General features: G+C 60.0%; 14 protein-coding genes. 5 read left to right on the top strand and 9 right to left on the bottom strand.

Translation table 11 applies throughout. The features are described from left to right. Nucleotides 1-77 precede the first annotated feature (77 nt). From P272_RS09115 to P272_RS0105105, 5 genes are read right to left on the bottom strand one after another with little or no spacing between them, the layout of a single operon-like run. Nucleotides 78-893, bottom strand: coding sequence for a L,D-transpeptidase (locus P272_RS09115; RefSeq protein ID WP_081709058.1), 816 nt, complete (start codon nt 891-893; stop codon nt 78-80). 54 nt (nt 894-947) lie between these two features. Next, on the bottom strand, nt 948-1,748 hold the full coding sequence (locus P272_RS0105120) for an alpha/beta fold hydrolase (protein WP_029678473.1): 801 nt from the start codon (nt 1,746-1,748) through the stop codon (nt 948-950). After that, nucleotides 1,745-2,851, bottom strand: a complete 1,107-nt coding sequence (ychF, locus tag P272_RS0105115; RefSeq protein ID WP_029678472.1) for a redox-regulated ATPase YchF — start codon at nt 2,849-2,851, stop codon at nt 1,745-1,747. The genes P272_RS0105120 and ychF overlap by 4 nt, the downstream gene beginning before the upstream one ends. A gap of 42 nt (nt 2,852-2,893) precedes the next feature. Further along, nucleotides 2,894-3,697: a pyrroline-5-carboxylate reductase gene (gene proC, locus P272_RS0105110; RefSeq protein ID WP_029678471.1), complete on the bottom strand. Its 804-nt coding sequence runs from the start codon at nt 3,695-3,697 to the stop codon at nt 2,894-2,896. A 10-nt stretch (nt 3,698-3,707) separates the two neighbouring features. Next, nucleotides 3,708-5,087 carry an alpha/beta fold hydrolase gene (locus P272_RS0105105; RefSeq protein WP_029678470.1) on the bottom strand — a complete coding sequence of 460 codons (1,380 nt, stop codon included), beginning with the start codon at nt 5,085-5,087 and terminating at the stop codon, nt 3,708-3,710. Between the two features lie 762 nt (nt 5,088-5,849). Between P272_RS0105105 and P272_RS08895 the strand changes: the two genes are divergently transcribed. The 5 genes from P272_RS08895 to P272_RS0105080 all read left to right on the top strand — a co-directional run bounded on the left by P272_RS08895 (nt 5,850) and on the right by P272_RS0105080 (nt 15,536). Further along, a complete protein-coding gene (locus P272_RS08895; protein ID WP_052323205.1) occupies nt 5,850-8,885 on the top strand; it encodes an RCC1 domain-containing protein in 3,036 nt (1,011 codons plus the stop codon). A 475-nt stretch (nt 8,886-9,360) separates the two neighbouring features. Next, nucleotides 9,361-10,395 (top strand): LacI family DNA-binding transcriptional regulator, encoded by a 1,035-nt coding sequence (locus tag P272_RS0105095; RefSeq protein WP_029678468.1) that lies wholly within the window; start codon nt 9,361-9,363, stop codon nt 10,393-10,395. Between the two features lie 54 nt (nt 10,396-10,449). Then, nucleotides 10,450-11,433 carry a ribokinase gene (locus P272_RS0105090; protein ID WP_155805013.1) on the top strand — a complete coding sequence of 328 codons (984 nt, stop codon included), beginning with the start codon at nt 10,450-10,452 and terminating at the stop codon, nt 11,431-11,433. Nucleotides 11,434-11,828: 395 nt separating this feature from the next. Further along, nucleotides 11,829-14,570, top strand: a complete 2,742-nt coding sequence (locus P272_RS0105085; protein WP_029678466.1) for a DUF7134 domain-containing protein — start codon at nt 11,829-11,831, stop codon at nt 14,568-14,570. A gap of 276 nt (nt 14,571-14,846) precedes the next feature. Continuing rightward, a complete protein-coding gene (locus tag P272_RS0105080; RefSeq protein WP_029678465.1) occupies nt 14,847-15,536 on the top strand; it encodes a response regulator in 690 nt (229 codons plus the stop codon). A gap of 19 nt (nt 15,537-15,555) precedes the next feature. On the opposite strand, the gene P272_RS0105075 is transcribed toward P272_RS0105080, so the two are convergent. The 4 genes from P272_RS0105075 to P272_RS0105055 form a co-directional block, all read right to left on the bottom strand. Then, nucleotides 15,556-18,210 carry an ABC transporter permease gene (locus tag P272_RS0105075; protein ID WP_172636715.1) on the bottom strand — a complete coding sequence of 885 codons (2,655 nt, stop codon included), beginning with the start codon at nt 18,208-18,210 and terminating at the stop codon, nt 15,556-15,558. A 31-nt stretch (nt 18,211-18,241) separates the two neighbouring features. Then, nucleotides 18,242-19,126 carry an ABC transporter ATP-binding protein gene (locus P272_RS0105070; RefSeq protein ID WP_155805012.1) on the bottom strand — a complete coding sequence of 295 codons (885 nt, stop codon included), beginning with the start codon at nt 19,124-19,126 and terminating at the stop codon, nt 18,242-18,244. Nucleotides 19,127-19,530: 404 nt separating this feature from the next. After that, nucleotides 19,531-22,224: an ABC transporter permease gene (locus P272_RS0105060; RefSeq protein WP_172636714.1), complete on the bottom strand. Its 2,694-nt coding sequence runs from the start codon at nt 22,222-22,224 to the stop codon at nt 19,531-19,533. Nucleotides 22,225-22,235: 11 nt separating this feature from the next. Then, nucleotides 22,236-23,126 carry an ABC transporter ATP-binding protein gene (locus tag P272_RS0105055; protein ID WP_253269673.1) on the bottom strand — a complete coding sequence of 297 codons (891 nt, stop codon included), beginning with the start codon at nt 23,124-23,126 and terminating at the stop codon, nt 22,236-22,238. Nucleotides 23,127-23,246 lie beyond the last annotated feature (120 nt).

The raw sequence follows: 23,246 nt of genomic DNA, 5'->3' as shown, positions 1-23,246 counted from the left end.
AAAGTTAGAAAACCGAGGGCAGGCACGACGGCGAATGGTCACATTTTGGACGAGGCTGTTCCGGCTCCGACTGGAATTCAGTTGATCAGGACGGGAGTGCCGGTGGGCACGGACTGCATGATCCACAGGGAATCGGGCACGGTCAGCCGGATGCAACCATGGGAGCTGGGTCGAATGCCCAACAGGTCAGCTTCTTCCTTGATGTAGCTGCCGCTGGAATCAGTGGGGACCGAGTGGAAGAGGAAGACCCCGTGGTTCAGAAAGCTGGTGTAGTAGCGGGCGCCCATCCCCTCCCTAGGGTTGTAGAAGTGGTCGCCGCGCTCAGACTGGATACGGAAGCTGCCCCTGGGCGTGGAGTCATCCATACCCGTCGAGGCGTACATGGTGTAGAGCAGTTGAGACCCGTCGCGCACATAGACCCGCTGATCCTGAAGGCTGACCTCCAGGGAGAGGCCAGGGTGGGCCGCAGGATCCGGGTAATCGATCTGCTGTGAAGGCTTGAGCCAATCGACAGGCTGTGCAGATGCGCCAGCAGGCTCGGTCGTCTGAACCTTTGTCTGCTCCTCATCTTGTTTTTTTGTGTGCCTCTTTGTCGCTGATGAAGAGGAGGACTCGGATTTACCGGAATGATGCGCCTTGGGAAATTGTCTCGCCGAAACAGTGGCTGTGCTGGAAGCGCTCGCACCTGCTGATCGTTCCGCATGAGCCGCATCCACCGGCTGAATCAGGTTGACAATCATGACTGTCAACAACAGCGTCAACAGGGCGGTTGTCACCACCACAGGCGTGCGGCGGACAGGGTCCAGCAGCCAACGGAGCATGGCAAGCACACGCCGCTTAAGGCGTTTGCTATCCAATCCCCAGACAGCCATGTCCTTCCCCTTCGTCGCCATCGAACGAACCTATATGCACAGTTCATTTTAGCGGCAGAAGGAAACAAGGCGGACTCAGCCTTTCAGCACCTGCCTGGCCCAATCCTCCAGCAGGTCGCACACCAGGGCGGTCTGCTCGATCTGCACATTGTGGCCGGCCTGGTCCAGCACCGAGTAGGAGGCCCGGGGGAAGCGACAGGCCAGGTCGAATTGGTCCAGGTAGCCCACACGGTCGTCCTGGCGGCCGCAGACAAAGAGCACAGGGGCTATGAATCCGGACCAAACCTGGTCGAAGTCCATATCCAGCTGGTAGTGCCCCTCCATTCGAGCCACCGTATCGGCATCGGCCGAACGAATGCCGGGCATGATGGTGCGTTGGTAGGCCTCAAGATGCTCCCGGGACTCAACCACAGCCATCTGCCGGTAAGCATGCCTGGTGAACTCGTCCACATCGGCCAGTCCCTGGTCGTCCCGGACCAGCACCTGACGCGGGGGCAGGCGCCTGTGGGCGGTCACCGGGTCGACCACTGAAGAGAGCAGAGCCATCCCCCGGCAACGGTCCAACCGACCGGCGGCGGCATGGCGACTGAGCAGCCCGCCCAGGGAGTTACCCACCAGGGCGAAGGGGCCGCCACCGCAGAAAATGTCCACCTGATCATCCAGCCACCGGGCCAGACCGTCCAGATCGAGAATGGACGGGTCGGGCGGCGTGCGGCCAAAGCCGGGCTGATCCAGATAGATCCGCTCGAAGTCGCCCACCCGCTCGAAGACGGAATCCAGGTCGTCGAAGATGTGGTGGTCCACGCCGGACCCATGCACGAAGATCAGCGGCAGCCCATGGCCCCGGCGAATGGCGAACCCGGGCCTGGCGCTCACTTCTTGGAACCGGAGGGAATGCCGGTCTTGAACTCCACGATGTCGCCGTCCTGCATGACGTAGTCCTTGCCCTCAAGGCGCATCTTGCCCTCCTCGCGCACCTTGGCATAGGAGCCGTCGGCGGCCACGAAGTCGTCGTAGGAGACCACCTCGGCCTTGATGAAACCCTTCTCGAAGTCGGTGTGGATAACACCGGCAGCCTGGGGGGCGGTCCAGCCCTTGTGGATCTGCCAGGCGCGCACCTCCTTGACCCCGGCGGTCAGGAAGGTCTGCAGGCCAAGGATGTCGAAGCCCACCCGGGCCAGCTGGTCCAGGCCGGACTCCTTGAGTCCGGCGTCAGTCAGCATCTCGCGGGCGTCTGCCTCGTCCAGCTCGGTCAGCTCAGACTCGAACTGGGCGTTGAGGAAGATGGCTGGCGCGGGAGCCACGGAATCAGCCAGCTGCTTCTTCATGTCCTCGTTCTGCAGCTCGTCGTCGTCCACATTGAAGACGTATATGAATGGCTTGGCGGTCATCAGATGCAGGTCGTAGAGCTCGTCCTTGTCGATGTCCCCGGCCTGGGCCGCCTGGTCGATGGTCCGGCCCTGGCCCAGAATCTCCTTGGCCTTGCGGACGGTGTCCAGGTAGGCGGGCTTGATCTTGCCGCCGCGTTGGTCCTTCTCCAGCTTGGGCAGGGCCTTGTCGATGGTCTGCATGTCGGCCAGAATCAGCTCGGTATTGATGGTGTCGATGTCGTCGGCCGGATCCACCTTGCCGTTGACGTGGACGATGTCGTCGTCATTGAAGGCGCGGACTACCTCGCAGATGGCGTCGGCCTCGCGGATGTTGGCCAGGAACTGGTTGCCCAGCCCCTCCCCCTCCGAGGCCCCCTTGACGATGCCGGCGATGTCCACGAAGGTGACCGTGGCGGGCACGATCTTGTCCGTGTGGACCAGCTTGGCCAGGACGGGCAGCCGGTCGTCGGGCAGGGGCACGATGCCGGTGTTGGGCTCGATGGTGGCGAAGGGGTAGTTCTCCGCCAGAACGTTGTTGCGGGTGAGGGCGTTGAAGAGTGTGGACTTGCCGACGTTGGGCAGCCCGACGATTCCTATGGTTAACGACATATGTACCAGTCTATTGCCCGGACTGCCCCGGCGTGGCTCCCCCTAGTGGCCGCGCTCCACCGCATCGATGGCATCGATGACCGCTCCACGGAAGCCGTGCTTCTCCAGGGAGGCGACCCCCTTGATGGTGGTTCCGCCCGGCGAGCAGACCGCGTCCTTCATGGCCCCGGGGTTGGTGCCGGTGGCCATATAGAGGGCCCCGGTCCCTTGAACCATTCGCGCCGCCAGCCGGTAGGCCGCCTGCCTGGGCAGCCCGTGCTCCACCCCGGCATCGGCCAGGGCCTCCATATACATAGCTGTGTAGGCGGGCGCACATCCGGCGATGGTCGTACCCACCGAGACCAGCTCCCGAGGCAGACGCTCGATCATGGCCACCGGGTCGAAGATCTGGGTGAACAGCTCCCGCTCCTGGTCGGTCAGGGTATCGTCCTCCTGGGTGACCAGAATCCCCTGCCCTACCGAAATGGGGGTGTTGGGGATGGCGCAGATCAGGTGGGTGCCCTCCTCCAGGATGTCGGCATAGTCCTCAAGGGTCATGCCGCCTACAACAGAAAGGACCATGCGGTCCGGATCAGCCAGCTCATGGCGGATGGGCTCGCAGACCTGGGCCACCTGCCCCGGCTTGACGGCCAGAATCACCAGGTCGGCGGCTGCAGCCACCTCGGTTCCGGAGTGCATGGGCCGCACCCCCAGCTGAGCCGCCCGCTCCACCAGCCGGTCATAATGGGCTGCGCAGGCCATAATCCGGCCGCCGGGTAGCACACCCGCGTCGACAAGCCCCTGGGCCATGGCCTGGGCCATGTTGCCGTATCCGATGAATCCGAGAGTCAATGAGTCCGTGTTCATGCCCTCAAGTCTAGCTGCGCGCCGGGAAAAGCCCCTCCAGATCGCCGCGCTCCAGGGCCAGCCGGTAGAGGTGGGCGAAGACCCTGTCCCCGTGCAGACCGTCGTGCTCAAACTCGTTGGTCACCCAGGCATGGGCGTGACCCACGCGCGAGAGGGTGTCCAGCTGGAGCTCGGAGGGCACGTAGAGGTCGTCGGCATAGACCGCGGCCTGCAGGGGAACCTGATTGCCGGCCAGACGCTCGGGATCGTACAGGTGGCCCCAGGAGCCCTCCTCCATGAGCAGGCTGACCGCCGGGCCGAAGGGGCGCAGGGCCGACTCCTGCTCGAACATCCAGGGGAAGATCGCCTCTCCGGTGAACATGAGCGGGCGGGCAGCAGTGTCGAATTCAGGACGGGCATCGCGCACCCGCTGTCCAGCCCAGCGCAGGGGTTCGCAGTCCCCATCGGCGTAAATGAACTCCTGCAGGGGCCAGTAGAGCGGTGTAACCGTAGTGGCCGCCCGCACCCCCTCCAGGAAGGTCTGCGAGAGGGTGGCCCGGGAGCTGCTAGAGCCGGAAGCGGGCAGGCTGCCGTCGCCGTCCAGGAAGGCCGTGTCCAGCAGCCAGTGGAGACGCTCGAACCCGCCGCTCTTGCCCAGGTCAGCGCCCAGGGTCTGCAGCCGCTCCACGCTCAGGGGGTCGCCTCCGGGCAGAACCACATCGCCCTGGGCCAGCCGGTCGGCAATGGCCGCCACACGGTCTTGGTCCCCTGGATAGCGCTGATAGAAGATCTGGGATCGCTGGGCCATCTTGGTGAAGGTATGAGAGAAGAGCTCGTAAGCATCAGTGGGGATATGAGGCACGCCCCCGGCAGTGAAGGCCGCAGCCAGCCCCTGGGGGAAGTTCGACAGGTAGGCCAGGGTCAGATAGCCGCCGAAGCTCTGCCCCAGGGCGACCCAGGGACGGCCGACGAAGACCGTACGACGCAGGTGCTCGAAGTCCCTGATGATGGAGTCCGCCAGAAAATGCTTCAGATAGTCGGCCTGGGCCCGGGGCTCGCCCAGGGAGGCCATGGTGGAGCCGTCAATGGCGCTGGACCGGCCCGTACCCCGCTGGTCGGGAAGAACAATGCGGAAGTGGCGTAGGGCCTCGGCCATCCACCCGTCGGCAGTGGCGTTCAGCGGCCGTGGAGCCCCATACCCGGGCCCGCCCTGCAGATAGACTAGCAGCGGCAGGTCGTCGTGGATGTGCTCGGGGGCGCAGACCACGCGGTAAAAGCAGCGGACGACCGCCTGGTCCGAATGATCTTCGGCTCGCCAGACGCCAGGTTCACTGCCCGCCCAGTCCAAGGGAACGGGGATGGACCCCTCCCGAACGTAGAGTCCCGGCAGATAGTATCCCTGGTTGGTCATGCGCTGGCTCCTTTCTTTGAGATCAGTCGGGTTCATTGTCGCCGGGCGGTTGGACCTGGCTTGTGTGTTGTTGGTGGGCTGGGTGGTAGGGTAAAAAGCAGGGGATGTCGAGAAGACAACTGACTTTTGTCATGGCTCGTGTAGTCTGTTGCACGGGCTGGTATTGAGCTATGGGTGGCTTTCCGACAAGAGGGACTTTATTAGGCAGGCGGCGTTTGCTCCGCTTGGTATTTGGTGAAGGGGTTTTGGTTTCATGCATCTGGTTTCCCGTCTGAGTCGCATCATGGCGATGATGACCGTCCTGATCAGCCTGCTGGCAGGCCTTGGCGTCGCGTCCGCCAACGCGGACGCTCCTGTGTTTAGCGGGGGGGGGGGGTCGGGTCAAACCCCCTCAATAGCTGAGCAAACCCCCGCCATTCTCCCCGGCAGCGCATCAGATACTCCACATTCCTCACCATCGCCAATACAAACCACCACACCATTGAGTTCCGCAACGCCAAGCCCTGGCATCCCGTCATTGACGACAGGCAATCCGAACAGCGTAGACTCCTCGCCGGCTAAATCAGCAGAGAAGACGGATGATCAAGCCACGCACATAGTGTGCTTCGACCCGGCCGACGGAACCAAACCCACACAGTCAACCGTGAAAACCGGCACTCTCGCCACCCCCCGCAACACAATCCTCAACGTCCCGGCTTCCGGTTCGACGGGTGGGCTCATGACGGGCAGCCCTTTGACTTCCAGACCCCCGTCCTCCAGGACATGGCCTTGAAAGCACAATGGTCGAAGATAACGGACTGGACACTGAGCCCGGACCACGGGCCCGCTACCGGTGCGCGGCTGACCATCAGCCCGCCCAATAGGCAGGAGCCATACCACGTCAGCCTCCAGGCCGCGGGAGACCAGGCTGTCGGCCTGACCGGTGACGGCCGCATCCGCACCTGGACGCAAGACGGCACACCCAAACAGATGCCTTTCCCCGCCCAGACATCCGGCGGGTTACATTATCTGCAGGCCGTAGCTGACAGCCGATGGCATGCCGCTCTGGGATCTGACCAGCACATCTACACATGGGCCAGCGGACAAGCGGCGCCCACGATTATCAACTCCAATCAGAATACCAGGTTCACCAGCATCAGCATGAACGATAATCGGCTCCTGGCCGTGGACCAGCAGGGACGAATCCACGCCTACCGGGTCAATAATGCCGACAGCCAGGATCTGAACCCGAAATTCACAAAGCTAGCCACGGCCAGCCTGCCCGGAAAAGTACAGGCCGTCACCGCCACAGCATCCGACAGCCAGGCTCTCATCGTGGACGCAGATGGACAGGCCTGGACCTGGGACGCAAGCAAGACCGGCAAAGTCAAACCCGAACGCGTCAGGCAGGCCCCGGGCATGCGCACCGTCCAAGCCCAAGCCCTCAACCAGGGGTTCCTCCTCCAGGACGCGGACGGACACGTCCGGTATTTGACCGACAACACAACCGATTCAGCAGCCGTCGAACTGTCGGAAGACATGAAAGCCAACTCAATCTCCACCAACAAGGACCAGGCCACGATAACCTGCAAGGACGGCCGCGTCTGGGCTTGGAAGCCCGGCGAAGCGCCCAAGCGCGTGGACGACGGGAGTCAGCAGTACATGCAGGCCGCCAGCACCGGCAGCAGGATCACCGCCATCAGCAGGCAGGGCGGCATATTCATGTGGAGCATAGACGAGCAGGGTCAGTCCGGCAAGCCAGCCAGACTCGACACCGCCACAGCGCCCATACTGGAAACAGCCAGCATGGACAGCAAGCCGCTCAGATTCAACAAAAAAGAAGACTCCTGGCAGACGGACATACCCGCTCGCAAGCCGGGACTAGCCACCATCCTCATCGCCGGCAAACAAGACAACCAGCCCTTCACCAGGAGCCTGAAGTACACGGTCGACCAGCCGCTGACACGAGATGTCGAACCAAGATCCACATTTACGGTCCGCTTCGACACGGGCGGTGGCAGCCCAGAACCAGAAGACCAGCATTTTTCCACTTTAAACAGCAGGGTGAAGCGGCCCTCCACCGATCCTGCGCGCAAAGGCTTCCAGTTCGACGGATGGTTTATCGGGCAGGTCGCCTACGATTTCAGCAAGCCAGTCACCAAGGACCTCACCCTGACCGCTAATTGGACCGAAAGCCGGAACAGCACATGGAGCATCAGCCCCGACCAGGGCAGCCAACTGGGCTGGGAATCCACCATCATCACACCGCCAGACACCAGCAGGAACATCAGGTTCAGCCAGGTTAGTGGAGGGAAAGATTCCAGCTATGGTTTTTCTTTGGCTGTGGGCAGCGACGGGAACGCCTACGCATGGGGAAACAACAGCTATGGCCAACTCGGCGACGGGACAAGAACCACCCGGAGTACGCCAGTCATGGTGAGGACGCCTGATCGCAAGACGTATCCGGACTTGCCGACGGACTTCACCTACTTGCAGGTCAGCGCCGGATACCGGCATTCCCTGGCTGTGGGTAGTGACGGCAATGCCTACGCCTGGGGATACAACGCGCAAGGCCAACTCGGCGACGGGACAACCACCAACCGGACTACGCCAGTCAAAGTGAGCAAGCCTGCAGACGCGCACGCGGACTTCACCTACCTGCAGGTCAGCGCCGGATACGATCATTCGCTGGCCATAGGCAACGACGGATACGCCTACGCCTGGGGGAACAACAACTATGGCCAGCTCGGCGACGGAACGAGTACCAGGCAGTATACGCCGGTCAAGGTGCGGAAGCTTGAAGGCACGCCCGCGGACTTCACCTACTTGCAGGTCAGCGCCGGAAGTAGTCATTCCCTGGCTGTGGGTAGTGACGGCAATGCCTACGCCTGGGGATACAACGCGCAAGGCCAACTCGGCGACGGGACAACCACCAACCGGACTACGCCAGTCACGGTGGGGGCGCCTGCGGACTTCACTTACGTGCAGGTCAGTGCCGGAGGCGATCATTCGCTGGCATTAGGCAGCAACGGATACGCCTACGCCTGGGGATGCAACTTATTTGGCCAGCTCGGCAACAACACCAGAGGCTCCACCGTAAATCCTGTTCCTGTGCGTGTACGCGACCCCGCCAGCCCCACCGACACGAGTAAAGGGCTGAAAGCCACACAAGTCAGCGCCGGGTTACATTATTCGCTGGCCGTGGGCAGCAACGGATACGCCTATGCCTGTGGGTACAACGGCAATGGCCAGCTCGGCGACAACAGCAGCTACAACTCCTCCGTTCCTGTGCGCGTGCATGACCCCGCCAGCCCCACCGACACGAGCAAAGGACTGAAAGCCGTGCAGGTGAGCGCCAAAGGCTCTCATTCGCTGGCCGTGGGCAGCGACGGCAACGCCTACGCCTGGGGATACAACAACTATGGAGAACTCGGCAACGACAGCATCCCCACAGGCAGCTATAGTCCTGTTCCTGTACCGGTGGTGTTCAACCTGCAGCGGATTATCACGGGTGTCATATTTGACACCAGCCCCGGCACGAACCTGAAAAGCGGTGATGGAAGCAGCGTCAGCGTGCTCACGCCTGCACACCAGCCGGGCACGGTCACGGTCAGCGTGGACTACACGCTGGGCGGCGCACCCCAAACGCCGGACACCTCCCTCAGGTACACGTACCTGCCAGCAGGCGTGCTCCCCAAGGCAGGCGGGGAAGGCATCCTGCTCGCCCTGGCCACCGGCATGACCGGCACGGGCGGTGTCCTGGCATCACGCCGCCACCGGAGAGAACAACACCAGCTGCTTCACGCTTCGCATGAGTAAGAGCGGCCGGGCGGCGTATCAATCCCCCCGCCCCGGCCCATTTAGGGGGAGCAGGGAGGAAACGTGTCATTTAAGGCTCAAACCCCAAGAGAGCCGACACTCCCTCCCGCGCCCCCACCACACTTCTGCAGACAGGAGCCGAGGGCAGGCATGCACGCCCCCACCTCCGCCTAGGAGAGAAGGAAACATGGCCAAGCCGGCCACGGATATATAGATCCCAGCCAGCCCGGCTGCTGTCGACCTCCCAATCTCAAAATAATCGCGTAAACAGCAGCTTCATCCCCGAGCATTCAGCCGCGCCCGCCTTCACTCATAGCCAAGCCTCGACGGGCCATGCTGTGAAAGTTGCGGTATCGTTACCGCACTGATATAACTGAAGGCTGTCAGAACCGTTCGCCTGCCCATGGCGGCGGTCAGGCAACCGCCGAGGTCGGCAGTCCGGCCCGGCGGCCGACCACTTCGACGAAAGGCCATGATGGCGTACGCGACGATCAGGGATGTGGCCCAACGGGCCGGAGTCTCCGTATCGACGGTCTCCCGAGCCCTCAACGACTCCGGGCGCATCTCCCCCGCCACACGACAGCGCATCAACCAGGTCATCCACGACCTGCACTATGTGCCGGACTCCCGGGCCCGGTCCATGCACTCAGCCCACTCGCGCACCATCGGTCTGCTCATCCCCGACATCCGCAACTCCTACTTCGCAGACCTGGCCTACCTGATCCAGGGGCAGCTGCTCAACCACGGCTTCCAGACCCTGATCTGCACCTCCACCCAGGGCGACCCCGGCGAGGACCGGGCCCAGGTGCGCAACCTGCTGGGCCAACACATCGATGGAGCCATCATCGTGCCCGGGCCACGTTCCTCACACACCCTGGAGGAGCTGACCAGACGCGGACTGCCCCTGGTCTGCGTGGACCGTGCCGCCGAGGGCGCCGCCGGACGCGACGGGCGTGCCATCCCCTGCGTGGACGCCGACCCCGAGCCCGGCCTGAGGCAGGCCCTTGAGGATCTGCACGCCCAGGACCACCGACGCATCACCCTGGTGCCCGGGCCCCTCAAGGAATCGGCCACCTTCCGCGAACGCCTGAACGTCTACCGGGACCTGCTGGCAGGCATCGAGGGCATGGACGACCCCCTGGCCGACCAGGTAGAGCCAGGCACCTTCGACCCCGACATGATCGACCTCTGGGCCCGGCAGGGCATCACCGGCGTGCTCTTCGGATCCTCCCTGGATGCCATACGCGCCATCAAAACGGCCCAGTCCCGAGGAATCGGCATCGGCGAGGACCTGTCCATGATCACCTTCGACGACCTGCCCGTCTTCCGCATCCTGACCCCGGCCGTATCGACCATCTCCCAGCAGATCGACACCATGGGGACCCGCTGCGTGGACATGCTCCTGGCTCTGATGGCAGGTTCGCCCGTGCGGTCGGTCCGGCTGCAGACCAGCTACCGCCACTGCGCCTCGGTGGGTCGCCCGCCCGCGCACACCGGCCAGGATCCCTGAACCTGTCACAGCGTGATCATCAAGGCGGACAAGCTCATCAAGGAACGGAGAAACATGATTCAAGATATGGCGGCAGAACCCGACCAGGTGCTCAAGGGACTGGATACCATCACGGGATCCATCTCGGTGGTCGGGTCCATGAATGCGGACTACACCGTCAACACCGACCGGCTGCCTAAGCCCGGCGAGACCATCAACGGAGGTCCCCTGCAGGTGCTGCCCGGGGGCAAGTCGGCCAACCAGGCGGCGACTGCGGCCCGCATCGGCGCCCAGGTCAGGCTCTTCGGAGCCGTCGGATCCGACTCCAACGCCGACTTCCTGCTGGGGCAGCTGGGCAACGCCGGGGTGGACGTCTCCCACGTGATGACCGTGCCGGGAGCCAGCGGAACCACAGTCATCACCGTAGATGCGCGCGGCGAGAACACCATCGTCTACTCCCCCGGCTCCAACGGCAAGGTGGATGTGGACTACGCCCATCGCTCACGCCAGGCCCTGACCTCGGCCAAGGTGCTGGGACTGTGCCTGGAGAGCCCCATCGAGACGGTCACCGAGGCGGCGCGCATGGGCCACGAGGCCGGCATGACCGTGCTGCTCAACGACTCCCCCTTCCGCGCCGACCTGCCCGCCGACCTGATCGCCAACTCGGACCTGATCCTGGTCAACGAGCATGAGATGGCCCAGCTGCTGGGCATCGACGAGCCCGAGGATGGCGACTGGCTGGGGGCCGACTGGGACCGGATCAACCAGACCATGCAGGACTTCGGCTTCCACCGGGCCATCGTCACCCTGGGCGGCGAAGGATCCATGGTGCTGGACCAGGGCCAGACCTACCGAATTCACGCCGTGCATGTGGACGCCGTGGACACCACCGGCTGCGGGGACGCCTTCATGGGCACCGTGCTGGCCGGCCTGGCCTCCGACATGACCCTGGTGCAGGCCGCCCAGCTGGCCTCCTACGTCTCCGCCTACGCCGCCACCGGGCAGGGGGCGCAGGCCTCCTACGGCACAGCCGAGCAGATTCGGCTGCGTTTCTCCTGAGACCGGGCGCTCGGGGGCGGACCATAAGGTCGAGCCATCGGGATCAGTCCACCGGGATCTTATGACCAAGGTCCATTGGTCAGGGTCCAACGATTAGGCAAGTGGACCGGTCTCCCCCGGCTTTGTCAGGCCGACGAACCGTTGTGGAATGCACGACGGGGAGTCGGCCTGACTGGTATTTGAGTGAGGGAACGGCATTAAGCCCCTCGAGGTGGCTAAACCGATGATCAGTAACCACATCTGCAAAGCCACAATTCTTCGACCAATCATCAAGCGCCCACCCCCGATTGTGACTGCTCTGGCTCATCCACCTTGCGATAGCCAGAGACCACATTTGACCACATCATCCCTCGGACTGATAGCGCCTCCCATCACCCACGAATATTGTTGGTTCCATGAACACAGTCAGTCAAACAGCGCAGCGGCCGATCACCAGGTCCAACGGTCGAACGCTGCTGACTGACACTCTCTTGGCCATCCTTCTACTTCTACTAGTGAGCGGCCCCACCTCCGCCTCCGTTCCAATAGATGGAGCCCTGATTCCCTCGCAGAAAATCCAAATCCTGATCTGGACGATCCTGATCATAGCGCCTGTCATTATCCGTCGCCGATTCCCCGACCTGGCAGCCGGGCTCTTCATCGCTGTGGCTCTGGCTCAGCTCCTGTTGGGGCCTGCCATCATGCTAGCTGATGCAGTCTGCCTGATAATGGTCTATTCCTGTCTGCTCTACGGACGCCCATCCCTGCGTCGACTCTACCTGATCTTGGCCTGGGTCATGGTGTCCTTGGCCTGCCTGGCCTTCACGTTGGTCAATTCGGGGTTTCTGCCTCCAGGCAGGACACGGCAGGACCGCACCTTCATGTCGCCGGGCTCATTGAGAGATCTGACGATTAACTTCCTATTGAACTTTCTGTTCGATGGGCTTCTGCTGCTCGTCGCCATCATTGCGTCCTACTGGGCGCAGACCAGGCGGGATGCCCTTGACGAGGCCCGGCAACGCAACCACGCCTTGGCCCTGCAGGCAGAACAAAGCGCGGCCCTGTCTGCAAGCGCTGAGCGGGCCCGTATGGCCCGTGATATGCACGATGTCGTCGCACACACACTGTCCATTGTTATCGTACAGGCAGATGCCGGCAGATATGCTGCCACTGCCGATGCCAACCTGGCCCTCAAGACCATGCGCACCATTGATCAAGAGGGCCGTCGCGCCCTACGTGAGCTGAGCTCGCTCTTCGGCAAACTCAGGGCTCCAACCAACCCGGTGGCCGAAAACAGCCAAAAAACAACGGATTTCCCTCCAGGTCAACACCCGTCTTCCCCAAGAATACTTGACCGATCTCAAGCAGCTACCCAAACGAGCATTACTCATCAATTTGCGAACGCGCATGATCGCAATTCAGTTGATGCAGAAGGTGCTCAACCAAGACAAGCCAGCGGTCATCCTCCCACAATTAAAGAGACTCCAACTGTTGACACTGTCAAGGCCAATGTTGATACGGCCGACAATGCACATACTTGGCCCTCGGCTGCCACCTCTTCAAGCAACCCACCGACCAGCTACGGATCATGGACAGACCTGATAGATGCGGCTCGACTCACTCAGCCAGAATCCCAATTCAGCCGGCACGTCGAAGGCCGACCCCAACCACAAAGGTTGGATCGCAGCCGCGCCATAACTGCTTATAGGGTCCTGCAAGAAGCATTGACCAATGTTCGCAAGCATGCCGCTCCTGCTTCACACGTGCTGATTGAAGAGCAGTGGCTCACGGACGGTTTGAGCCTGACTATTGACGACTACCCGCTTGACCTTGCCACTACTATTTCAGATTCTCAGACGCAGATGGAACAACCTGAGCATTCAGGCTTCGGACTTTTGGGGATGCAGGAACGACTGACATCTCTGGGAGGCAACCTTCAAGCTGGCCCCAAACCAGATGGCGGTTACCACCTTCAGGTATGGATTCCTTTTGTCGCACCGCCACAATCTGACCCCGAAATGGGAATATACGCAAATCGACAAGCTCAGTGGTCCTTGCGCTCGATTGTCTCGAAACTCTTCATTTGGTTTCAACGCCATCCATTGACGGCCGACCTGGGTTTGGTAATCGGACTTGTGTTGGTAGGGAATCCAGGTCAAGCTCTTTCTATAGCACCTGTCACGCCCCAATATGACCCGGGCCGACCAGTAAGGATCATCGCTACGCTAGGTATCACTTTGCCTCTGATTGTGCGCAGAGTCCGTCCCGGCATTTGCGCCGCCCTAGTGGCTGCAGCTGCCGCCCTGCTGCTGCTCTTCTCGCCATGGCTGCCAGAGGCTGCGATCTGTTCCCCCATCGCCATCTATTCGGCAGTGGTTTATGGTAAAGACACCACCAGGCGATGGGTTCCATTCGCGGTCATCACGGATGTGGTTTTATGGGCTGCCAGATGTGTGGCCAATAACCAAGGGTGTCCCACCGTTCTGTCATACATTACAGAACGACCAGCAGAATCACCTTTTTCTGCATCCAATTTAACGCATTTCACAGTGATGGCCGCGCCGGCCTTGATCTGTCTGCTGACCATTCTGATTGCGTCGCACCAACGCACTCGTGGTTCGGTCCTTCTTCTGCAGCAGGAACGCGAGCGCGCGCTAAGCCAGACCCTGCAGGAAAGCCAGGCTCTGGCCGCCAATCAGGAGCGGGAACTTATCGGCGCCACCATGCAGATAGAAGTAGCTGACACACTAAATACAGTCATTGCAGCCGCCACTAAAGCCATCGGCGTGTTGAACGATTATCAAGTCAAGGGAGTGGACCCTCCCCCGGAACAGATAGCGCAAGCCTTCGGCGACATTGCAAGCCAAGGACGCGAGGCCCTGGCTCGAATGCGGCAACTGCTAACAGTCCTGCGTCACAGCTCCAGCACCGATCCGCATTCAGACACCGAGACCATCTATGACCCGAACAAGAGTTTTAATTCAGATGGGAGCCACAAGGCTGAATCCACCCACAAAACCCCACCTATGACGGCTCTTCACCCAGCCAAACCCCTGCCAGTAGATCTTGACGATCAGGTTGACAACCCTTCGCAACACTCGCAACGGGACAAGAAACCGACGCATGTCCAACCGGACACCAGGCATGAGCATTCTTGATAATGAGCACTAATGAGCACAGCAGGTAATCAGCACAACCAAAGAATCAAGCACCCCACGAATCATGCATCCGAACATTAACCTGCCCCAGGAATCAATGACCAGGGTAAGTCGTTTTGTTATTTGACAGTTACTCCGGCAACGGATGTTCGGGCAAAACTTACAGCGATTGCCTTAGCCACAAATCGAAACCAGCCGTAATTCCTGGCAACACTCAACTCAGATAAAATCGAATGGTAGCGCTGGCTACCATCTAACGGAAAGAAGCAGGCAATCATGGAACGGACCAAACCCATCAGCGTTGCCATCGTGGATGACCAGAATCTGGTCCGGGCCGGTTTTGCCATGGTCATCGGCTCCCAGGATGACATGACCGTGGTCGGCCAAGGCGCAGACGGCGAACAAGCAGTGGATCTGGCCTCACGCCTGCGGCCCGATGTAATCCTCATGGATGTACGCATGCCCGGCGTGGATGGTTTGACAGCCACCCGCCGAATCACTGCCTTGTCACCTGACCGTCCGGAGTCCAGGGTCATTGTGCTGACAACCTTCGATCTTGACGAATACGTCATGGCTGCTATAAAAGCCGGTGCATCAGGATTCCTGCTCAAGGATACCGAGCCTGAAACCCTCCTGTCCTCCATCCGTACAGTTCACCGGGGCAATGCGATCATCGCTCCTTCGGCTACAAAACGCCTGATCGAACACATGGCCCATGACGTGCCTGAGACCGGGGCCATGACATCGGGATCGACCTATCGCGATCCCGAAGCGGACCTGCTCACCGATCGCGAGCTGCAGGTCCTGATTCACATAGCCCAAGGTCTGAGCAACCAGGAGATAGCCGACAATCTGGGGATCTCACTGCCCACGGTGAAAACTCACGTCACTCACATTCTCCAGAAAATCAATGCCCGCGACCGCGTCCAGGCGGTGGTCTTCGCCTACGAAAACCATCTGGTATGAACCTGGACGTCATACAGCATCAATCGTCACTAAGCGCCTCAATGGGTGAAACCTTGACTGCCTCCCTGGCTGGCAGCACACTGGCTGCCACAGCAGCCAGCAAGGCCACTGGCAGTATCAGCACAAAAGCCGACCATGGCACGGTGAAAGTCACGGACCCTAAGGGCACAAAGACCTGGTAGGCTCCTATCCATCCGAAAAGCGTTCCTAGAACGATTCCAGCCAGACTGGCTCCCAGGGCTATCATGCAGGCCTCGACTCCCAAGGATCGACGAACCTGGACGCTGCTCATGCCGATTGCCCTGAGCGTGGCAGTCTCACGACGGCGTTCCAGCACCGACATCATCAAAGTGTTGGAAACCCCTATCAGGGCGATAATCACAGCAACGCCCAGCAATGCCACCATGATCGCCAACAAGGAATCGATTCTTTCGCTCCATGTCCTCATTTGCGTCAGCCCTCCGCTCATAGCCATATCGTCATGCTCTCCTACAGCCTGACGTATGTCATCCAAGAGCAGTGCGGTATCGCGATCTCCCTGGGTCCTAATCCAGATTTCATGCGTCTTGGTGTCAATCCCGGCGACATTCCGGGAGTCCGTGATTGCATAGACGCCACTGGTATCCAGCCCGCCGAATCCGGCAAAGACCCCAGTCAATGTTCTTCTTGCATCTGCCTCCTTTTCACGTTCATCGTCCGCCTGAGGATCAGCTATCGACAACTTCAGCCGACTTCCATCCCGGTAACCGGAATGCTTGGAAATCGTTCTGGTCGACACCAACAATGCATCCGACCTTTGCATACCTGGGCCCAGATCGGCATGAAGCACTCGCCTGATCCGTGAAGCATCCAAGGCATAGACAGTCATGGAAGCTTGTGAGGGGCCTCCTGACTCGACCTTGGCATTGAATCGCTGCACCAGCTCTGCATCTGCAACACCTTCGATACGCTCAATGGCCCGCACATTTCTCTTGTTCAGCCCCTGACCAGATATTTCAATATCCACGGAATAACGCTGATCAATATCCTTGAACAAAGTACGTTTAGCGGTTACCGCACCCGTAGCCAGAGTTGAGACCAGAGTCACGCCAATCAGCAGAGCAACACCTGTGGCAGCGACTCGTGAGGGATTTCGAGCGATATTCGCCACTCCGACCCTGCAAGATGGTCCAATCTTGGACACAGGTTTACCCAAACAACGCAGAAGAGCCGGAATCCATCGCCGAGCCCCTATCAGCGCACTCAGAAAGATCAGCAAAACACCCAATACTGCGAGACCCAGCAATCGTTCCTGCTGATTACTGGTCTGGACTGTATCGCCAGAGTTTGTCCGGACTAACTCCCCTACGCGCCAAGATGACCAGGTCACCAACGCCAGACCAATGACAGCCAGCAGGATACTGATTCGTAAACCGGTCCGATTCCTGCTGCCCTGCTCCTGATAATCCATTGGCTGCAGGGCTTCAAGCGGTCTGACTCTGATAGCCCTATGACTAGATCCAAAGGCAGCCACCAGGGTTGCCAAAACACCGAGCACAAACGGAACCAGGAGGGAGGCGGGTGTAAGCAGGAGTTCAAACTTCATGGTGCCCGAATGCAGACCAAGGCAACCGGCAAGGCCCATCAAACCCATGGCCAGCAGGATGCCGATCAGGGACGATATGACACCAAGAAGCAGGGCCTGCTGCAGCACGCCTACCCTGATTTGCCGTCGATCAGCACCAATGATCCTCAGCAGGGCCAGATACCTGCGCTGTCTGGCCACCATGATCTGGAAGGTGTTGGCAATCACCAAGGCAGCCACCACCATGGCCAGCAAACCAAAAGTCATGAGGAAAAGAGTTGTGATGTCCACACCATCGCCGGTCTGCTCTCTGAGCAGCCTGTCCTCCATGGTACGACGATCCTCCAGCTGGTATCCCTTGGGAACGTATCGCCTGATATTTTGCAGAGCCTTCTGAAGCTCCTTGCCTTGGCCATCAACCTGCAGATAGACATTATTCACAGGAGGAGACTCCGGTCCAACTATTCCCGCCATACTCAGCAGACACTCAATCCGAGAATCCCTCAGCACCACAGCTCCACCGAAGGCATCGTACTGTCGACCACGGCTCTTGCTGATGCCTGAGATGGTCAAGTCCACGGTTCCTTGGTCAACAAGGCGTTCTTTGCTTGCAGAATCCTGAGCACTATCGCTATCACTACCTGGCAGCATCGAGGTGGACAGATGGAGGCGCACCTTATCACCCAGGCCCGCCTGGAGCCTGTCGGAGACGGGATGCGGCAGCACAACCTGATCATCTGAATCCGGCCATTGCCCCCGGACCAGATCAACAGGCATGAGTTCCTGCCTGGCACCCGCAATGGCCAGAATTTCTTTGCTGGATTGACCGTTCGCTTCCGTATCCACCAAGAGGCTGACATCAGGGCGCAGACCACGAACCCCCTGCAAGTTCGACAGTCCTTTGCCGTCAAACTCGTCGAACAGGATTGGCTTGTCCTGATCCTCTCTGGAGGCCACAACATAGTTGGCTTGACCAGCATCCACGCTGATCTCGCGACGCATGGAGGCTTTCGCCACGTTGCCAAAAAGGAGCGTCAGGCACATAAAGAGGGTGCCGATAACGATGGCCAGACCAGCCGGCATCATCATACGTGCATCGCGCTTCATCATCGTACGGGTTATCCGCCACACAGTGCACCCCCTAGTCCCGTACCTGGGAATCGCCAGCAGTGCCAGCCGACACTTGTTCAGCCAGAAGGTCATTCATGGCCTTCACTGTCGGATTCTGTCGGTCCGCGACTATCCGTCCGTCGGCAAAGACCAGCGCACGATCGGCGTAGGATGCGGCATAGGCATCATGCGTGACCATGATGACGGTCTGCCCCAGCTCGCGGACCGAATCCCGAAGGAAGCCGAGCACCTCGGTCGAGGAAGCCGTGTCCAGGTTTCCCGTAGGCTCGTCCGCAAAGACGATCGAAGGCTTGGTGATGAGGGCCCTGGCGATGGCCACTCGCTGCTGCTGGCCACCCGAGAGCTCGCTGGGCCGATGGTCCAGCCTCTCCGACAATCCCAGAGTCTCTACCAGCTGCTCCATCCATGAGGTGTCGGGCCGAACGTCGTCCAGTACCAGCGGCATGAGGATGTTCTGTTTGGCAGTGAACATGGGCAATAGGTTGAAGCTCTGGAAGATGAATCCCAGATGCCGTCTCCTGATAAGGGTCAGCTGACGGTCGTCCATTCGTGTCAGGTCGACTCGGCCGGCCTGATCAATCGATGGATGGTGACGATCTCCGCTCTTCGAATGCAGAAGATCAGCGGCTATATAGACATGGCCTGAGGTGACAGTATCCAGACCAGCCAGAACGTGCATGAGCGTTGACTTGCCCGAACCTGAAGGACCCATGATGGCAGTGAACCGGCCACGCTCGAAATTCACGTCGATTCCACGCAGGGCATGGACGGCGTTCGATCCTTGCCCATAATCCTTGGTCAGCTGCCTGGCGCTGACGGCCGGCTGTCCCACGACGCCTGGACCTGCTCTGTCGATTAACCCTTGTGAAGACGAAGTATCCGCTTTGTTCTGCATGGTGCTCCTTATCCGCGAGGAAGCCTTTCTCCCGTCAGCTTCCGACCCTATGCGGCTATTAGCTGCCGCGATATGCTCCCTGGGAGCGATGAAGATAATCATCCTTACGGATGAGTGCGATGAAGAACTCCTCCTGTTAGGCTGACACCATCCAAACCAACGCGGGGCGGCGGGGATGGACATTTGCGGAGATGGAGCAAATCACGTCAAGCGTCTTGCTCAACACAAAAGACACGAGTCACAAGACATGCAACCTTCGGACCAAGGGAGTGAAACAGTTGCCTGGATTCCCATGAATGACTACAGGAACACCTAAGCAGCATCAAGGAAACCATCACCCGGCAGAATGAGTCATTCATTCCCGGCTTCAACCAAGATGCGCCTGGGTGAAGGTTGGCTTGCCGTCATTCCTCTGCTAGAGCCACGACCGGTGGAGTCCGGTTGACGCGTCTTGCAGGCAGGACGCTTGCCAAGATCGCGGCTACGAGCGCCACCAGCAGAATCACTATGCCTATGGTCCAAGGAATGGGGAAAGCCACCGTACCCAGAGAGGAAAAGATCTCATAGGCTGCAGCCCATCCGAAGAGCAGGCCCAGGACCATGCCAGACAAGGACGACACTAGAGCTATCAACCCTGACTCCACAGCCAGGGACATCCTGATCTGCTTCCGGGTCATCCCGATGGCCCGCAGGGTGGCGGACTCCCGTCGGCGTTCCAGCACCGAGAGGGAAAGCGTATTGGCCACGCCAATCAGGGCGATGGCCACCGCCACCGCCAAGAGAGCCAGGATGATCATGAGCAGGCTGTCGATGGTCCGATCCCACTGCTGCTTTTCAGCCAACCCACCCTTGACGGTAACAGCCGAATAACCAGAAAGCGCGTCTTTTACCTTGTCGATGAATGTCGGGACTGTTGGTGAACCATCGACCTTGGCCCAGATCTGCACGGTCTGAGGCTGAACGCCATTTAGCGAGGATGAGTCAGTCAGACCATAGAAATTACTGGCATCAATCCCCTGGAAGGGCGCATAGACACTGGTCACGAAGAGTCTTTGAGCCACCGATGCGGATCCCCCATGAGCATCTCCTTGAATCGGGTTGAGAATATTGAGCCCCAGATTCCCTCCGTCATGAAAATCCTTCTGTTTGTCCATGAGGCTTTCTGGAAGCAAAAGGGCATCCTGTCCGGAAAGATCCTTGCCGACCTTGGCGTTCAGAAGACGATCGATCTTCTGCGAGTCAAGGGCGAAAATAGTCATTCCCGCACCGTTCTCGCCGCCTGATTTGACCATGGCAGCATACTGGGGCACCAGCTCGGCCTGAGCGACCCCGTCGATTCGACGAATGGCATTCAGAGCCTTGTCATCCAGGCCATCGGCGCTGATCTGCAGATCGACGGAGTAGTGCTCGTCCAACATGTTGGCCATGGTCTGCTTGGCACTGGCGGCGCCCGTGGCCAGGGTGGCGACCAGTGTCACGCCGATTAGAAGGGCGGTACCCGTAGCCGCCACACGGGAATGATTCCGTGCGATGTTAGCCACAGCGATTGTGGACGAGGGCCCGATCCGCGAAACCAGGGACCCGACTCCCTTGAGCATGAAAGGAATCCAACGATTGGCACTGAACAAAATGCCCAGGAAGGTAAGAACAATGCCGATGACAGCCATGGCAGCAACAATGTTCGGCCCGTCTCCGGATGTCTTGCTGGCCTTGTCTGCCGTGGCACTGAGCCTGACCTGCCAGAGGGACCAGACCGTCATGGTGATGCCCAGCAGAATCATGACCACGCTGATAAACAGACGCATCCTGCTCGTCTGCTTGTTCTCCAGAAGATCGGCAGGCCTCAGAGCCTCCAAAGGACTGACTCTGGTGGCGGCCCATGAGGAGCCCAGGGAGGCCAGGACCGTAACGACGATGCCGAAAACGAGGGGCACCAGGAAGACTGCCGGGGTCAGCTTCAATTGGAAGTAGAGGGAATTCGTATGAACCTTGGCTACACCAAGAATAGCCATAATGCCGATGGCGGCACCAACACCGATCAGGGATGCCACAGCACCCAGGATAATGGAACGCATCAGGACGCTGGCCCTGACCTGGTTCTTATTGGCGCCTATCGTCCTCAGGAGGGCCAAATAGCGACGTTGCCGTGCGACCATGACCTGGAAGGTGTTGGCGATGACGGTGGCAGCCACGAACATGGCCAGTGTGCCAAAGACCAGAAGGAAGGTGGTCACGGGGTTTTGGGAACCGCCGAGCGCGGTCTTGACCAGTCGGTCCTCCATAGTGTGACGGTCCTCAAGGGAATAGCCCGAAGGCATGAGCTTGCGCAGAGAGGCCAGAGTCCCATCGAGGTCGCTGCCCTGCCCGGCAACATTCAAGTATGCATTTTGGGCATACAGATTACCCATGTCGCCAAGGCCTGCTGTAGCCATAAAGGCATCTATGGTCTTGGGGGTCAGCACGATTGCACCGCCCGACTCGCCAAACTCGCCGCCCTCGTTGCCTTGGTTCGAACTTACGCCCGACAAGGTCAAGGGCATCGATATGAACCTGCCCGCCACCTGGTCGGCACTGGCCTGATTTTTCGACCCAAGATCCTCGGAAATATACAGCATGTTAGGCGACAGATTCAGATTCACCCTGTCACCTAGGGAGAGCCTGAGCCTGGACACAGTCGGCCCGGGTAGGACCACTTGGTCGTCGGCACTGGGCCAGGATCCCTTGGCAAGTCCGACCGGCATCAGCGATGAACCCGCCATAGGAATGGCAATCACGCTCTCGCTTTTGATCTTGCCGGCGCGGACATCCGCCATAAGCTGGGTGTCTGATCTGACTGCGTGAACGCCTGGGACTTTTGCCAGTTCCTCGGTTTTGAAGTCCTTCACCCTTTTCTGATCGGGATGGCTGCCCTCCGCGGGGATGATGGCGTAGTTGGCCTGGGCCGCATCGGATGAGACCATCCGCCGCATGGAAACGTCCATGGTGTTGCCGAAGAGGAAGGTCATGGCAATAAACAGTGTCCCGACGACAATGGCGATGCCGGCGGGAACCATCATGCCCAGGTCATGCCGCATCATTTTTCTGGCGACGAACCACATAAGCATCAACCTCAGCGATGAGCAGCTGAGCCAGCTGTAGCTGCGGAGGCCATGACTCCCTCGGAGAGCAGGGAGTTCATGGAATCCACAGTGGGTCTGTCCTGGTCTGCCACGATCCGCCCATCCGCAAATACCAAAGCCCGGTCGGCGAATGAGGCCGCAAAGACATCATGCGTGACCATGATGATGGTCTGCCCCAGCTCGCGGACCGAATCCCGAAGGAAGCTGAGCACCTCGGTCGAAGAGGCCGTGTCCAGGTTTCCCGTAGGCTCGTCAGCAAAGACAATCGAAGGCTTGGTGATGAGGGCCCTGGCGATGGCCACACGCTGCTGCTGGCCACCCGATAGCTCACTGGGCCGATGGTCCAGCCTCTCCTCCAGGCCCAGGGTCTTGGCCAGAACCTCCAGCCAAGCTGTGTCTGGCTTGGCCCCATCCAGTATCAGAGGCATGAGGATATTCTGCTTGGCCGTAAACATGGGCAGGAGGTTGAAGCTCTGGAAAATAAAGCCCAGGCTCTGGCGCCTCAAGAGGGTCAGCTGATTGTCGTTGAGCTTGGTCAGGTCGACCACTCCCCTCAGCCCTCCTTGACGGTGGACCCGCTTGCCCTTCACCCCGGCAGCATCGGCCCCGTTCAGGTAGACATGTCCGGAGGTAGCGGTGTCCAAGCCAGCCAGGGTATGCATGAGGGTGGATTTGCCCGACCCGGAGGGACCCATGATGACCGTGAACCTGCCCCGCTCAAATTCGACGTCTACGCCCCGCAAGGCATGGACCAGGTTCTCCCCACTCCCATAGTCCTTGGTCAATCCCTTGGCCTTGATGGCCACCTGAGCGATCTGCCTCGGTTTCCCCGCACCGGACGACGAATCAGAAGACGACCTCGTCTTTGCTCCATGTTTCATGCCCCCATCTTACCCACCACAGTATTTCCGCTTCGCATGTCAGGTGCTGTCTGCCACTGGAGAGAGGTGAGGAGAGGGCATATACAAAAGGCGCCCATCGAAACGTAATGAGGTTTCGAT

This window comes from Bifidobacterium sp. 7101 (assembly GCF_000499285.1).
Lineage (GTDB): Bacteria > Actinomycetota > Actinomycetes > Actinomycetales > Bifidobacteriaceae > Bombiscardovia > Bombiscardovia apis_A.
Note: the sequence above shows the minus strand (reverse complement) of the source record. Positions and strands in the feature narration are given on the sequence as shown.